This window comes from Rickettsia montanensis str. OSU 85-930 (assembly GCF_000284175.1).
In the GTDB taxonomy this organism is placed as follows: Bacteria; Pseudomonadota; Alphaproteobacteria; order Rickettsiales; family Rickettsiaceae; genus Rickettsia; species Rickettsia rickettsii.
In genome coordinates this window covers 485505-499477 of sequence record NC_017043.1, presented here as the reverse complement: position 1 = coordinate 499477, position 13973 = coordinate 485505, and the positions used below count along the sequence as shown (strand labels likewise).

The window sequence follows — 13973 nt, the reverse complement described above, 5'->3', positions numbered from 1 at the left end:
GATAAGCTATATCATAAAGATTTAAGTTATTTTAAACAACTTTTATTGGAAGAGGAAAAAGAGAAAGATTTGGGTATATTTGTTGCGGTGCTCGGTAATCATGGAAATAAAAAGAGATTTTCAAATAAGTTTTGGAAATATAAAGATGAAGAAGAAAATGATGATAAGAATAATGAAAAACATACAATGCTGCAATATCTTAATCTGCTAGTTAATAATAAATGTAAAGATAAAGTCCCTGCACATTTTAAACCTGAATATTGTAATGCTATAGATGAAATTAATAATGAATGGAAAGAAGCGTGTGCTGATTTTAACAATTTATACAGTGAAATTCATGAAGTTTATGAAAATATTGCATCAGTTATTGAACTTAATAAAGAGAAAAGAGAATTAATTAAGGAAGAAGATTTAGGAGCGATATATGCAGAAAAAAAAGAAGAGCAAAATGAGTTAGAACTAGAGCTTGATTATAAAAGCTCTAAAATACTTGAAATTGATTGTGAAATAAAATTATTAAATTTGGGTTTTGTCGAAAAAATTCATGCATTTTTTAAAACCGCAAAATACAATTATTGCTATGAGCAAAAACGGGATTTAATTAAGCTAAAAAATAAATCTTCGGAAGAAATTGACCGGATAAAAACTGATATTAAGAATATTAAAGCTGAAATTAAGAAAATTGAAGCTTCTGTAGAAGAAATAAAACAGCTTAACGACGATATAAGCTTGGCTATCGTAAGTTTAAAAGATAAATATTTCAATATTAAGGATTTTGAAGAAGATTTATTTTGGAAAAATTGGCAAGAAAATTTTGAAGATTTAAATAAAGTCACTCCTTACTTTGATAAAGAGTTTGAAAAATTAAGATCAAAATTATTCATAAGTACTGTAAGATTACATGAGATATTTATAAATGCTAATGCTGATAATTTTTGGCATAGCCTGCAATATTTCTTTGATATGGCAGTGCATTCATCGGGTGACCCTAAGATAAACAAAATTGCTTGGCAAAATTTCTTTATGGTTATACCTGTTTCATACCTGTTGTGTCTACAACTTTTCACTCATTCGATAAAATGTTGGCAACATCCGAACATAATGAAATTCCTTGGTTATTTATTGATGAAGCAGGGCAGATACCGCCACAATATGCAGCTAGTGCTATTTACAAATCAAAAAAAGTCGTAGTAGTCGGTGATGCGCTGCAAACAGATCCTATTTCTATATTAAAGCAAGATTTAATGAACAAATTATGTGAACATTTTAAGGTTTCATATCCTGAGTGGTCACCTTCGGAAGTTTCATTGCAAAACCTAGCTGACCGTAATTCTTTATATCAAACAAAAATAGATGATGTTACGGTTGGTTTCCCTTTATTAGTGCATAGAAGATGCCAAAATTCGATGTTTAAAATATGTAACAAAATAGCTTACGGTGACAAAATGATTTTTGCTACCTCTGACTGTAACTCTGATATTAGAACGATTTTAGGTACTTCAAAATGGATAGATATAAAAGATAATAAGGTTCAACGTTATAAATATGAATCGGAAGCCGAATTTCAAAAATTACTAGAGTTATTAAAACAAGTATTAAAAGAGAAAAATGGGGATGATTTGCTCAAACAAATTTACATTATTACAATGTATAAAGATTACAGCGAATCTATTCGTAGAAAATTGAATGAAATATATGAAGATTCAAGATATGAGAAAACAATTCAAGCATTTGGATATAAAAATATCGGCACTATTCATGCATTTCAAGGCAAAGAAAACGATACGGTAATACTACTACTAGGAGCTCAGCATCTCTTGATGAAGGTGCAAGAAATATAATGACGAAAAAGCCAAACGTCTTAAACGTCGGTATTAGCAGAGATAAAAATAACCTTTATATTATCGGTAGCCTTGAGATTTGGCTGAAAAATAAATATATGCCGGAAATCTATAATATGCTTGGTGATAAAGATTATACTTAGATAGCACTACAAGAATTGGCTAACTGTCCAGACTGGCGGAGAGAGAGGGATTCGAACCCTCGATACGGCATGACCCGTATAACGGTTTAGCAAACCGCCGCCTTCGGCCACTCGGCCATCTCTCCGGTTATGGCTTTACTTTATATCATCTAATAAGCAAAATTTCTAGAATTATTTTATATTTTCTAACTAAATATAATCATTTTCCGGCTTTACGGAATTGCCCATAATCAAAGCTTCCTTATCACATCCGGGTAGTCCTTTAAAGTCCATATACCAATCACTAGGTAAATCATCCCAACTACGGAAATATTCAATATATTTGTAAAACTGTTTAGCCTTGGCTTCGATAGTTTTAATATCCGTGTTATCATAACAAATATCAAAGAGTTGTTGGGTTATATAATAAATAGATTTAGTATTATTTTTATATTTATCTATTAAGTACTCTATAATTGCGATTCGCTTGTTTAAGCTAAGATGATAAGAGTCTGAAATTAACAATTGTACAAAATTCTCACTATCACTACAGATGCTAAATAATATTTCTGAATGTTCTCAAATAATTTCTGATATTTAACTAAAAATCTATTCCAAGTTATTGCTTCAAGATTGACAAAACTCTTATAGTCTTTTGGTTGGCATTCGGGAATATATTTTTGTAACGGTACTAAAAAATTGAGGTTATCTAAATTTTGATGAAAATCTTGTAATTCTTCAAAATGTGCAGTCATAAAAATGATTGTACACTGAGTAATAAGAAAATCTACAAAATAAAATTGATAAATAAATTTGATGATATTTGAATATCTGCTACTAACTTGCTGTCTAGTTTTCTAATATCATTTACTATATCGCCTATATATTTTAACTCATAGGTTCTTCATAATTAGCAATAATATAAATTTCCGGATTATATATATCTTTGAAGTTATTTCGCAGTATATTTTTTACTGCTTTTACCGCATTTTGATTTAGATAATCAAGCTCTAATATATGGATATTGGTAAGTAATAAACTTGCATGATCTATTTTATTAAAAGGAGCAACATACCATGGATATTCACCTTCTTTAATGTCTTTTTGGATAAGAGCAATTTTTTTATAACATTCTTCTTTTAAAAATGTATCATTAGTATCTGTTAAGGCTAAATTTTTAAAATCCTCTATTACTTTGTCTAAATAGCTCTGCCAATCACTAGTTAATAATTCTAGCAATTGCTTTAAAAAAACTAAAACTAATTTGCATATAATAATATTAAGTTAATTTAAAAACTTTATGAATCAGAAGTTATTAGAGACAGTTATTTACTAACGTTATCTAAACAATTCTGTAGTTCTTCTAAATTACTTATATTACTTAACTTATATGGATAATTAATTTTCCGGAGCATATTTGTGAGTACGCTTCCTGCCCCTATTTCTACTATATGAGCGATTTCTAATTTGTTAAATAGTTCTAAAGTTTCACGCCATCTAACTCGCCCGCATATCTGAAGAATTAAATTTTGTTTGATTTCTGTAGGATCTAGAGTAGGTTTTGCGGTATAATTTTGGATTACCGGTATCAGAGGTTTATTAATTGCAGCTTTATCAAGAGCTACTCGCATTTTTTCTTCTGCTGGCTTCATTAAGCTACAATGAAATGGAGCACTAACTTTCAGCTTTATCGCTTTATAACCTAAATCTTTAATTATACTAATAGCATGATCTATAGCTGTGGTCTTGCCGCTAATAACTATTTGTCCTTCGATGTTATCGTTGGCAATTTGGCATAAATTTATTTTGTTGATCTCTTCTAATATTTCTTCAAGTTTTTGAAGCGGAATATTGATACAAGCCGCCATGCTTCCCTCACCTTCAGGACATGCTTCCTGCATAGATGTACTACGTATATGAAGTAGTTTTGCTGCTGTCTCAAGGTTAATACTTTCGGTACTACATAAAGCACTATATTCACCTAGCGAATGACCGGCAGCATAATCGCAAAGATTATCCAAACTTTTACCGGTTTCAGCTTTGATAATATTTATTATTGCCATAGATACTGCCATTAATGCCGGTTGTGCGTTAGTGGTTAAGGTAAGTTCTTCAGAAGGTCCATTAAAAATTATATCAGTGAGTTTTCGGTTTAGTACTTCATCAACGATTTGAAAAGTTTCTTTGGCGGGTTTAAAATTATCATAAAAATCTTTTCCCATGCCGATTAATTGCAACCCTTGACCGGGGAAGATAAAAGCTGTTTTCATATGTTGTATTATCGATTGAGTTTATTAATAGATTTTATTAAAATTTTCTAAAATAGTCAAATTATTTTAAGCATTTTAAAACTGTTTTTCAATTGTTACGCTATATATAATTTTTACAAAAGTATTAATTTTTCTTAGTTCTATAACTTGATTACTTCCAACTAGTACTATAAATTAAACTAAGAAAATATAAACAAGGAAATTAGTCATAAAGTTAAAAGAATATTTTAAAAAGTTAGAAAGTACAGCTTTTGGCCCGTGGCTTGCCGCATTTAAAAAATTATTTAGTAAAGAGGCATTAGAAGAGGAAGTACTGAATATAAAACTAAAGGAATCTGAAAAGCAAGAGGTTAATAAAAAAGATTTAGTTATTTTATCTAATAATGTTATTGAAATTGAACAAAAAGATACAATAGAGCATGAAATTTCAAGAGTTAACCAATATAAAGAAAATGTAGGTTTGGTATCTACTCTAATTACTAATATTCAATTAGAAAAATTTGCAGAATTTATCTCTAATTTACCGAAAAAACATGGTGAATTTAAGGATTACTTTCGTAGTGAAGAACAAAAAGATGGGTTTTTTAAAGAAGATGCTTATAAAAAAGTTGTTAATAAAGGTAAATTTAGTTGAAAAATTCCAAAACTCATATAAATATAATTATGAAAAAATAGAACAAAATGTTCATGAATTACAAGCTTATTTAGATTCATATGAATATAATTGTGGTATTCTTAAATCTGATTTATTAGTATCATAATGCATAAATTATTATGTTATCTATTTTAGAAGTAGCGGTTTCAATAAAAATCTTATTAATTTTCTTATGACAATATCTAAATATAAATGATTTAAATTTAAGATATAGGAGTTAAATTGAAATAAAAAATATTTAAGTTGAAATTTAAATAAATGTTACTACTATTATGTAGTATCTAACTAAATTCTGTGAAATTAATAGTTCAATATCTTATATCCTCTGTTAATAAGTATTTTTATTTTTCTTGTTGTAGTTGTTATTTCTAAAATAACAAAGTATAAACAAGCCTTAAAAGAAAAAAATTTAAGTATTATTCCTTATTACCTTTTTCATAAGCATAATGCAGGGATGGTAATTGTTTAAACCTTTCTATTTTAATTCTTGCTTTATTTTCAAAGAAACTTTCTAAAATTTTTAACATAAGACGTAAATATATGTGCATCTTAATAGTATATTATATTTAATATAGCCGCTACTAATTGAGAAGTTTATCGCAAGTTTGTTTGGCTATTTCATACCAGCAATTTTTAGGAGTGGTAGATTTATTACTAAAACCGCATATAATCAGCCTGTCTTTAGCTCTTGTCATTGCAACGTAGAGTAGTCTTATATATTCTTGCAAATCTTTTAATTTTTCAGCTTCTTTCAGCTCTTGCAAAAATTCAGGAGTATCGGCAGCATTAGCAGAGAAAAACATTTCTCCTTTATCATCCCAAATAAATTTATTGCTGCTTATCGGTAAAGTAGTAGAATCGCATAATATAACAATAGGAGTTTCAAGCCCTTTAGAGCCGTGGACGGTCATTACTCTTATTTTGTCTGAATGCTCCATATCACGTTTAATATAGATATCGTTATTCTCAAACCAAGCAACGAATCCTTGCAGTGAATTATCTATATCATTTGCATAGTTTTTGCTTAATGTTAATAGCTCATTTATCATATCATCACTATCATCATCGTAAATCTCTCGTAAATTTAGATTATGCACCACTAAATCAAAGAAGTTCTCAACAACCGATATTTTATAAATTTCAATTAGAAAATCTAATTTATTATATATCTCCTCATGTGAAGAGAGTATATCCCATAAGCTATTCTCACTTTTATTTACAAGAAGTTCGTATAATTGCTGTTCGCTTATTCCAATAATCGGTGATTTTAGTAAACCGGCAAGATTTAAATCATCATCAGGTAGTAACACAAATTTAGCTAATGAAATTAAATCCATTATAGTTAGATTTTCCTTAAGGTTCATTCTATCGCTTACCTCAACTTTAAGCTTAGCTTTGCTCAGTTCTTTGATCAGATTATTACTAAATTCATCTCTCTTTCTTACTAATATCATGAAATCTTTTTCAGATATTCTGTTTGCAGTAGATGGTAAAATTTCTTCGCTTTCTATTTGTTCTTTTATAAAATTTACGATTTTTGCTATGAGTAAATCGGCAGCAGATTTAGAATTTTCATAATCTTCAGGTAGTGCCCAAAAAAGCTCTTCTTGTTTTTCACTCGTCACTAATGGCCAAACTGTTACAGAGCCTTGATGTGTACGAAATGAGGATATTGAAGGATTATTCGAAAGGAATAAACTCGGGTAATTGGATTTTATATTTTTTAAAACATTATAAGTAAATTGTAAAATCTCTGCACATGATCTATAAGAATATTCAAGGGTGATATTTTTGAATTTCTTATTAGCATTTGTAAGATTTGCTTTTAGTTGCTCATTTACTAAGTTGAAATTATGAAGATCAGCCCCTTGAAAACTGAAGATCGATTGTTTATCATCGCCGACTATGAAAACACTATTATTTAGCCTCTCTACAGCATTAAACTCTGTTATTAAAGTAGTAATAATATTCCACTGCGGGGGGCTTGTGTCTTGTGCTTCATCAACAAGAATATGATTTATCTCGCTTTCAAGCTTATGCAGCAACCACTCATGAGTAGTTTTATTATTTAGTAATTTTTCGGTGTAGTAAATTAAATCGTCGTAATCGAGTAAATTATTTTCTTCCTTATATGAATCGTATTTTTTTAAAATAATATGCGCAAGTTTAGTAAGTAAGTTCGTATGATATTCTAGCTCTTCTATGCGACGCAGCTCATCTAATCGGTAAATTTCATAGGTAATTTTTTCTAGCTCTAGTAATAATTTAGGATATTTCCTTATTAATTCTTTCGATAAAAGGCTTTGTCGTTTTTTCCCGTCTTTGGTAAAAAAAATTTCTTTCGGTGCTATCTCCAAATCATACTCGGCAAATAAGTTTTTTACCTTATCGTAAATATTATTTAATTCCCCTAACGCTAATCTTTTATTAGATATTTCTTTGGGAATTTGCTTATTTATAAATAACTTTCTGAATTTAATTTTCTGCTCGATTATCTCGGTAAAAATATCTTGCAGAGTTATTTCATGAAATCGGTTAAGTAAAATTTTAATTAAGTCATTATGTTCATCGCTTAAGTAAATTTCGTTTCTGATATTTAGGAAGATATCTTGTAATTTAGTTTCTTCAAGGATTTTAAATTCCGGTGTTATGCCGGCTTCTAAGGGAAAAGTTTTAAGGATTTTTTGACAAAAAGCATGAATTGTATAGATATTTAAAAGCTTATTGCTATTTAGTATTTTATCATATAAAGTTTTTGCGTTTTCTGTTTCTTGCGGCGATGGCTTATTGCCGCTCATTAAGAAAAGTGCTTCTTCTAGTTTCTCGGCGTTGCAAAGAGAAAGATATTTAAGGCTGCTATTAATCCTTACTTGCATCTCTATAGCTGCAGCATTAGTAAAAGTAAGGCATAAAATATTGGAAGGCTCTACGCCCGTTATTAACAGACGTAAAAATCGATCGGTTAGGATTTTAGTTTTACCGGTACCGGCAGATGCTGATACCCAAACGGAGTAATTAGGATCGGATGCTTCTTTTTGTAAATCACTCATTTATGTATCGATTTTCTACTGTCACCCCGTGGCTTGACCACGGGGTCCAGTCTTTTTAATTATTTTTCTGGATCCCGCTACAAGCTCGCGGGATGACATCCACAGCCATATAACGACGCCGATAAATTACATATATTACGATTAAAGAAATAGCAAGTCCAAACCAAGTTAGGGCGTATTCTAAATGGTCATTTCTGATTGCTGCTAAATGATTTATTGCAAGAGGTAATAAAATATCTAGATTGCTAATATCTTTTCCTTCCGCAATAATATAAAAATTCTCAAGATCTAAGCCTAACACTTTGGATGTTTCTTTTAAATTTAGCGTTAGCCACACATTATTTTTTATATCGTTAGCAGGTAAGTAGATACGAGTTTTTTCTGATGGCATGGTAACACCGATAATCTCGTGCTGCCGGTCGTTTGTAGCTTGCGTGATAATATTTTTATTGCGATTACTGAACCAACCTCGTGCTACTAAAATAACTTTATCTTCTATGGTTTTAAAAGGAGTAACTAAATAATATCCGTCTTTTTCACTCGACATTGACCTTCTACCGTATAAATATATGTCTTTATTAGGCAAAAATTGACCGGTAATTTTTACTTTGTGATAAGGTAAACCGTCTTGAATTTCTGCTAAATTAATTGCAGGTGAGGTTAGGTTAGCTTGCATTGAAGCTAAAAATAATTTCTTTTCTTTTAAACGACTAAGCTGCCAAAAGCCTAAAGAGATAAGTATTGTAAAGGTTATAAATACAAGAAAATTTGTTTTCATAGATAAGTTTTAAGGGGATTGTTGATAATCGTCATTGCGAAAAAGGAGCGTGGCAATCTCATGAAATAATATAAAATTCCTGAGATTGCCATGTCGAGGCTTTGCCTCTCCTCTCAATGACGTTTTACTAAGCAGTTTTTAAAATCCTACTGAGAAACTCTTTATGTTTTTGCAGTTCTTCTTTTGTAGGTTTAATAACAATAGTAGCTTGCTCTGTTGTATTATTTACTTGATTAGTTGCTAAATTATTTATTCCGGCAGATTTATCAACCATTTTAAAAGTGGATTGTCTACCGCCCGTTAACTCTACATATACTTCTGCAAGTAATGCTGCATCTTTCAAAGCTCCGTGAAGCTGCCTACCTGAATTATCAACTTTAAATCTTTTACATAATGCATCAAGATTATATTTTGAGCCTGGAAACATGCTTCTAGCCATTACTAAAGTATCAATAGTATTTGCTAGTTCCAAGAGTTTAATTTCGGTTCTTTTTAATAATGATAATTCGTGATTTAGAAATTTAATATCGAAAGGAGCATTATGAATAATCAGTTTGCTATCTGAAATAAACTCTAAAAAATCATCGGCTATTGTATGAAATAGAGGCTTGTCTTTTAAAAATTCGCCGGATATGCCATGAATTCTATAAGCCTCAAACGGCATATCTCGCTCAGGATTAATATAAAAATGAAAATTCCTGCCTGTTAATACCTTATTTACCATCTCAATAGCACCGATCTCAACGATTCGATGACCTTGTCGTGGGTCAAGTCCCGTAGTTTCGGTATCTAAAATTATTTCTCTTAAACTCGACATTCCAAATCCTTTATTAGCTTCGCTATTTGTTTTTCCAAGTCTAACATATCAACGCCGCTATTTATAGCAAAATCTGCTTTTGCTATTTTGCTCTCTTGTGATAGTTGAATTTCTTTGATTTTATTATAAATTTCTATATCAAACGAAGATCTCGTTATTGCTCTTTGCATTCTTATTTCTTCAGAGCAGTATATTGTTACGACAAAATCAAAATATTTATCAAATTTAGCTTCATAAAGCAGCGGTATTTCGGCAAAGCCAAATTTGGAATTAGCATTTTCTTTTTTAAATAAAATGAGTTTATCTATTAGTAAGGGGTAAATAAAATTTTGTAGTTTTTCTCTAGCTAGGTCGTTATTGTAAATTAAATTACTGATTTTTCCAATATTGAAAGACTCAAGTTCAGGTAGTAATTTTAAAATCTGAGTTTGCAAAACTACATCTTGATATAATTCTTTTATGCATCTATCGGCACAAAAAGTTTTATATCCTTTTTCTGCTAAATAATCCAACATAAAAGTTTTGCCTGATGCATAGCTACCGGTAATACCTATTGCTAACATTTTGTTATAAAAATTTTATGTTCATTAGAGAGTTTTATAGTTAATTCTTCTTCGACTATAATTACGTTATTTTTTTGAATCGCTACCCCTTTGTAATTATATTTAGCAAGATTCTTTATAGTATTAGGACCGATCGTCGGCATATCTAGTCTATTATCTTGACCTAATTTTGCTATTTTTACTAATACTCCTCCATGAGGATTTTTACGTAAATCTGCACATCTCGTTATTAAATTATCCGTTCCTTCGGCAGCCTCTATACCAAGTATGTAGCCACTTTCAACTATAACCGATTGTGCGATGTCGAATGAACTTAGATGATTCAATAATTTTATTCCAAGCTCAATATCATTTTTATCTGAACTTATAGGGTTAGTATAGGTTATAATATTGGAGTTACCTTGTTGATTTTTATATATTTCATTACTTGAAATTACCTTGAAACCGTAACTTTCAAAAAAATCCGCTACTGTTTTTAGCAAACTATCATCTCCTCGAATTTTTTGCCCAACTATTTTGAAAAGCAATAAACCGCCTATTTTATCTACGGCTAAATTTTTAAAATTCGGTCTATTAACTCCACCGATAAAAATAATATTTTTTACCTCATGCTCCTTAAAATATTTTATAGCTTCCCCGACCATACCGACTTTTAAAATCTTATATTCAAAATCTTTAATTTGATCTATATCAGCTTCGTCTTTAATTGCCGCTATATAGCAATTACCGCCTTGCTTTGTATAATTACCTGCTATTAAGTAAGGTAATGAACCTCTGCCGGCGATAATTCCAAGATTTGGTAGCATAATTAAGTTTTTAATTTAGAATTCTAAACATTTATTATAAGTCCATTTTTAATATAAATCTAGAATTCTTATTTGACCTTTACATTTTAATCAAATTAAGGCATAATGTTTGGTGCTAATATAGCTATAGTAATAAACGTAATTTAGAATAGAGGTTGCGGACTCGGGGGCAGTACCCGACGCCTCCACCAAAACTTTCTAAATAACTTGCTCCTAAAGGTAATTTGTACGTCGATCCGGTACTCGAATCCTCACGTTACTTGCGTGTACGCTGCGGTTCTGCGTTCCGTGTCGCCTTCAAATTCCTCTTTATTAGCTACGTCATTTAGAAAAGTTTAAATATGTAATAACTCTTAAAGAGTAGACAATACGAAGTTCATCGAGTATTTTTGGGGGGCGAAATAGGATCGACGTGCCTAATAAAAAGATTGCTTTTACTCGGGATGATTCCGCCGATGGCTTTTGCCATATGGGTCAAAACAAAGAAACGCAAACGATAATAATCGTTCTGTAGGTCGTTTAGCTTTAGCAGCTTAACCCTACGCGGCTGGAGGGTGTGCCGGGCAACAGAAAAACCCTCACTTATACTTGTTTAATTTGAAAAATTGGCATTGCCTAAAAACGGTTGATCTTGTCATTGCGAGCGAACGTAGAGAATGTGGCAATCTCATAAAGTAGGACTCCTGAGATTGTTTCGTCAAAACTTACAGTTTTTCCTCGCAATGACGTAAACTGTTCAAATTAAACTTCGTTGACCTATTTTTATTTATTTTTCTCGTATGAATATTGAATATAAAAAATTTGTGCATGAATATATGCTAAAATTTGTGAAAAAAATTCTAACAAAAATTCAGCATGAAGATTTATATTGGGATCAGTTAATATACATATCGTACAGAACCGATAACCCTGCGGTAATTTTACCTTCAAAAGTTAAACAGGCATACCCGAAACAGATAACAATAGTGCTGCAATATCAGTTTGAAAATTTAATAGTAAATGATACGGGCTTTTCTTTAACGGTAAGTTTTGACGGTGTTAAAGAAATAATTTACGTACCTTTTGATGCACTTATTAGCTTTGTTGATTCCAATAATAATTACAGTCTAACTTTTAATCAGTCGTTAAATATACACGAAAATCCTCAACATGAAGAGGAAATAAGTAATAATAAAAGTTATCAGACTTCATCATCTTCAAGTCCAAATGTTATAATGTTAGATAAGTTTCGTAATTCTTCTAAACCTAGTTAATGCATATTATGGATTCAAAAGTAGTGATATATACTGATGGTGCATGTGCGGGTAATCCAGGTCCCGGAGGGTGGGGAGCTTTGCTTCAATTTAATGATACTAGCAAAGAAGTATTTGGTTATGAGTTAGACACGACTAATAATCGTATGGAAATTACGGCAGCACTTGAAGCCTTGAGGATTTTAAAAAAATCTTGTAATATTGAGATTTATACCGATAGTAAATATTTGCAACAAGGAATTACCGCTTGGATTCATAATTGGATAAAAAATAATTGGTGTAAAAGCAACAATGAACCCGTTAAAAATGCCGATTTATGGCAAAAATTATACGCAGAATTGAGTAAACATACTATTATTTGGAAATGGGTAAAAGGTCATGCAAATAATAGCGGTAATATTGCTGCCGATAAACTTGCAGTGCAAGGAAGAGAAACTGCTATAGAAATTTTAAAATGTCGTGGATAGATAAGTTTTTTATTACTTTTTTGCACAAAAAAGTAGGAGAAGATGAGTTTTTGAATCAATATTATGAAAGCCGTAATATTGATTATTTAGGGCGTCCAAGGAGGCTTGTTATTTATAAAAATGTAAATGAACCTACAAAAATTTCGCCAAGTTGGCACGCTTGGTTACATCATTTAGTAAATGAGATACCAAAAAATACTCAGCTTTTTCCATGGCAAAAGAATAATAAAATAGTTAAAAAGCTGCCTAAAACATCAAATCTTAAATATAATAGATGGCAACCATAATTAATTAATAAAATATAAAAAACAATGCAACAGAACATTATTGAAACAATTATAGGCTTTGTAGTATTAATTATTGCTTTGCTATTTTTGATTTTTGCCTACAAAACAGGTAGTTCTATAACTAGCTCAAAAGGCTATCAGGTAACTGCTCATTTCCAAAGTGCGGAAGGGATAGCAGTCGGAAGCGGCGTAATGATTTCAGGTATAAAAATCGGTAATGTAAAGAAAATTACTTTAGATCCAAATAGCTTTTATGCAAGTGTATATCTAAATATTAATGATGATGTTAAAATACCTAAAGATTCTAAAGCCCAAGTAGTCACCAGCGGGTTACTTGGAGGTAAATATATTTCAATTGTACCGGGTAATGACGATGAAAATTTAGCGGCTAATGAAGAGATAAAATATACTCAATCAGCAATTAATATTGAATCATTAATTAATAAAATTGTTTCTTTATTCGGTAATAAGTAGAAGTAATACGAAATAAAAAATCATTAAATTTAGCCGAATCTAGTTTAGATTCGGTTTTTTTATTGTTTAAGCTATTGTAAAGTTCTTATAAGAGGAGTATCGTATAGTTTTGTAGGCAAAATAATTTGCTTAACAAAATGTAAACTAATAAAGGAGTAAATTATGAAAGAATCAAATTCCAAACTCTGCTAAAGCAGATGTCGAAGGTATCAAATACGTAATGTAAAAGGTAAATCCGGAGATATTCTAGATGAGCAGTTGGGTAATTTATCATCCGTTATGGAACATTATAAAGATAAAGGCATGGATAAAGGTAAAGCTAATGTAGCGGATTTATGTGAGTCGACACGTGGCCACCCTTTGCGGAACCTCGCCTACGCTTTTGGTGCAGGCGTATTGCTCGCTATTCTTATGAAATAGGTAATTCAATGTTAAAATCTCTAATATATAAATTATTAAAAAGTAGCATTAAGCAAGAAGAGAAATCTTATGGCAAACCATTTGTCTATTTTTTTAATATTCTAGGTTTAGTTTTAATAATTATTGCTAATTAAAGTATAGTATAGTATTTTTACTTTTCAATCTAAAAA

At 30.6% G+C, this 13973-nt stretch carries 17 protein-coding genes, 1 tRNA gene, 1 other RNA gene and 1 pseudogene; 9 read left to right on the top strand and 11 right to left on the bottom strand.

Annotated elements, in window-relative coordinates; genetic code table 11:
- Positions 1-522: 522 nt before the first annotated feature.
- The 3 genes and pseudogenes from MCI_RS10480 to MCI_RS09660 form a co-directional block, all read left to right on the top strand.
- Positions 523-816, top strand: a pseudogene (locus MCI_RS10480) (hypothetical protein); the annotation flags it as partial.
- Between the two features lie 263 nt (positions 817-1079).
- Positions 1080-1841, top strand: a complete 762-nt coding sequence (locus MCI_RS09665; protein ID WP_232202717.1) for a DEAD/DEAH box helicase — start codon at positions 1080-1082, stop codon at positions 1839-1841.
- On the top strand, positions 1841-1984 hold the full coding sequence (locus MCI_RS09660; RefSeq protein WP_232202716.1) for a hypothetical protein: 144 nt from the start codon (positions 1841-1843) through the stop codon (positions 1982-1984). The genes MCI_RS09665 and MCI_RS09660 overlap by 1 nt, the downstream gene beginning before the upstream one ends.
- A 33-nt stretch (positions 1985-2017) precedes the next feature.
- On the opposite strand, the gene MCI_RS02745 is transcribed toward MCI_RS09660, so the two are convergent.
- From MCI_RS02745 to fabD, 5 genes are all read right to left on the bottom strand, one after another.
- Positions 2018-2109, bottom strand: a tRNA-Ser gene (locus MCI_RS02745).
- 64 nt (positions 2110-2173) lie between these two features.
- On the bottom strand, positions 2174-2488 hold the full coding sequence (locus MCI_RS02740) for a hypothetical protein (protein WP_014409563.1): 315 nt from the start codon (positions 2486-2488) through the stop codon (positions 2174-2176).
- On the bottom strand, positions 2482-2718 hold the full coding sequence (locus MCI_RS02735; RefSeq protein ID WP_014409562.1) for a hypothetical protein: 237 nt from the start codon (positions 2716-2718) through the stop codon (positions 2482-2484). The genes MCI_RS02740 and MCI_RS02735 overlap by 7 nt, the downstream gene beginning before the upstream one ends.
- A 133-nt stretch (positions 2719-2851) precedes the next feature.
- The gene (locus tag MCI_RS09655) at positions 2852-3202 is read right to left on the bottom strand and encodes a hypothetical protein (protein ID WP_014409561.1); all 351 of its coding nucleotides are present in this window, start codon (positions 3200-3202) and stop codon (positions 2852-2854) included.
- A gap of 86 nt (positions 3203-3288) precedes the next feature.
- Positions 3289-4233 (bottom strand): ACP S-malonyltransferase, encoded by a 945-nt coding sequence (fabD, locus tag MCI_RS02725; protein WP_014409560.1) that lies wholly within the window; start codon positions 4231-4233, stop codon positions 3289-3291.
- A gap of 460 nt (positions 4234-4693) precedes the next feature.
- Between fabD and MCI_RS09650 the strand changes: the two genes are divergently transcribed.
- Positions 4694-4867, top strand: a complete 174-nt coding sequence (locus tag MCI_RS09650; protein WP_232202715.1) for a hypothetical protein — start codon at positions 4694-4696, stop codon at positions 4865-4867.
- 437 nt (positions 4868-5304) lie between these two features.
- Here MCI_RS09650 and MCI_RS10260 read toward each other — a convergent pair whose 3' ends face one another.
- The 6 genes from MCI_RS10260 to MCI_RS02695 form a co-directional block, all read right to left on the bottom strand.
- Positions 5305-5436: a hypothetical protein gene (locus MCI_RS10260; protein WP_269479131.1), complete on the bottom strand. Its 132-nt coding sequence runs from the start codon at positions 5434-5436 to the stop codon at positions 5305-5307.
- Between the two features lie 33 nt (positions 5437-5469).
- Positions 5470-7938 (bottom strand): UvrD-helicase domain-containing protein, encoded by a 2469-nt coding sequence (locus MCI_RS02715; protein WP_014409559.1) that lies wholly within the window; start codon positions 7936-7938, stop codon positions 5470-5472.
- Positions 7939-7993: 55 nt separating this feature from the next.
- A complete protein-coding gene (locus MCI_RS02710) occupies positions 7994-8716 on the bottom strand; it encodes an SURF1 family protein (RefSeq protein ID WP_004997569.1) in 723 nt (240 codons plus the stop codon).
- A 127-nt stretch (positions 8717-8843) separates the two neighbouring features.
- Entirely contained in the window at positions 8844-9533 is a 690-nt protein-coding gene (gene dnaQ, locus MCI_RS02705; protein WP_014409558.1) for a DNA polymerase III subunit epsilon, read from the bottom strand.
- Positions 9521-10096 (bottom strand): dephospho-CoA kinase, encoded by a 576-nt coding sequence (coaE, locus tag MCI_RS02700; protein ID WP_014409557.1) that lies wholly within the window; start codon positions 10094-10096, stop codon positions 9521-9523. Before coaE ends, dnaQ begins: the two co-directional genes overlap by 13 nt.
- Positions 10090-10902 carry an LpxI family protein gene (locus MCI_RS02695; protein ID WP_014409556.1) on the bottom strand — a complete coding sequence of 271 codons (813 nt, stop codon included), beginning with the start codon at positions 10900-10902 and terminating at the stop codon, positions 10090-10092. The genes coaE and MCI_RS02695 overlap by 7 nt, the downstream gene beginning before the upstream one ends.
- Positions 10903-10976: 74 nt before the next feature.
- Between MCI_RS02695 and ssrA the strand changes: the two genes are divergently transcribed.
- The 5 genes from ssrA (at position 10977) to mlaD (ending at position 13383) form a co-directional block, all read left to right on the top strand.
- Positions 10977-11485, top strand: a transfer-messenger RNA (tmRNA) gene (gene ssrA / locus MCI_RS07520).
- Between the two features lie 196 nt (positions 11486-11681).
- Positions 11682-12155, top strand: a complete 474-nt coding sequence (locus tag MCI_RS02690; protein WP_014409555.1) for an SspB family protein — start codon at positions 11682-11684, stop codon at positions 12153-12155.
- Positions 12155-12622, top strand: coding sequence for a ribonuclease HI (gene rnhA / locus MCI_RS02685; RefSeq protein ID WP_004997577.1), 468 nt, complete (start codon positions 12155-12157; stop codon positions 12620-12622). Before MCI_RS02690 ends, rnhA begins: the two co-directional genes overlap by 1 nt.
- Positions 12610-12909: an NADH-ubiquinone oxidoreductase subunit NDUFA12 family protein gene (locus MCI_RS02680; RefSeq protein WP_014409554.1), complete on the top strand. Its 300-nt coding sequence runs from the start codon at positions 12610-12612 to the stop codon at positions 12907-12909. The genes rnhA and MCI_RS02680 overlap by 13 nt, the downstream gene beginning before the upstream one ends.
- 24 nt (positions 12910-12933) lie before the next feature.
- Positions 12934-13383, top strand: a complete 450-nt coding sequence (gene mlaD / locus MCI_RS02675; protein ID WP_014409553.1) for an outer membrane lipid asymmetry maintenance protein MlaD — start codon at positions 12934-12936, stop codon at positions 13381-13383.
- The last annotated feature ends 590 nt before the right edge of the window (positions 13384-13973 follow it).

What these genes read in the sequence shown, in the direction of transcription:
- fabD (WP_014409560.1), bottom strand. Translation starts at nt 4,233, where the DNA reads ATGAAAACAGCTTTTATCTTCCCCGGTCAAGGGTTGCAATTAATCGGC.
- MCI_RS02715 (WP_014409559.1), bottom strand. Translation starts at nt 7,938, where the DNA reads ATGAGTGATTTACAAAAAGAAGCATCCGATCCTAATTACTCCGTTTGG.
- MCI_RS02735 (WP_014409562.1), bottom strand. Translation starts at nt 2,718, where the DNA reads ATGACTGCACATTTTGAAGAATTACAAGATTTTCATCAAAATTTAGAT.
- MCI_RS02695 (WP_014409556.1), bottom strand. Translation starts at nt 10,902, where the DNA reads ATGCTACCAAATCTTGGAATTATCGCCGGCAGAGGTTCATTACCTTAC.
- coaE (WP_014409557.1), bottom strand. Translation starts at nt 10,096, where the DNA reads ATGTTAGCAATAGGTATTACCGGTAGCTATGCATCAGGCAAAACTTTT.
- mlaD (WP_014409553.1), top strand. Translation starts at nt 12,934, where the DNA reads ATGCAACAGAACATTATTGAAACAATTATAGGCTTTGTAGTATTAATT.
- rnhA (WP_004997577.1), top strand. Translation starts at nt 12,155, where the DNA reads ATGCATATTATGGATTCAAAAGTAGTGATATATACTGATGGTGCATGT.
- MCI_RS02680 (WP_014409554.1), top strand. Translation starts at nt 12,610, where the DNA reads ATGTCGTGGATAGATAAGTTTTTTATTACTTTTTTGCACAAAAAAGTA.
- dnaQ (WP_014409558.1), bottom strand. Translation starts at nt 9,533, where the DNA reads ATGTCGAGTTTAAGAGAAATAATTTTAGATACCGAAACTACGGGACTT.
- MCI_RS09660 (WP_232202716.1), top strand. Translation starts at nt 1,841, where the DNA reads ATGACGAAAAAGCCAAACGTCTTAAACGTCGGTATTAGCAGAGATAAA.
- MCI_RS10260 (WP_269479131.1), bottom strand. Translation starts at nt 5,436, where the DNA reads ATGCACATATATTTACGTCTTATGTTAAAAATTTTAGAAAGTTTCTTT.
- MCI_RS02710 (WP_004997569.1), bottom strand. Translation starts at nt 8,716, where the DNA reads ATGAAAACAAATTTTCTTGTATTTATAACCTTTACAATACTTATCTCT.
- MCI_RS09665 (WP_232202717.1), top strand. Translation starts at nt 1,080, where the DNA reads ATGTTGGCAACATCCGAACATAATGAAATTCCTTGGTTATTTATTGAT.
- MCI_RS02690 (WP_014409555.1), top strand. Translation starts at nt 11,682, where the DNA reads ATGAATATTGAATATAAAAAATTTGTGCATGAATATATGCTAAAATTT.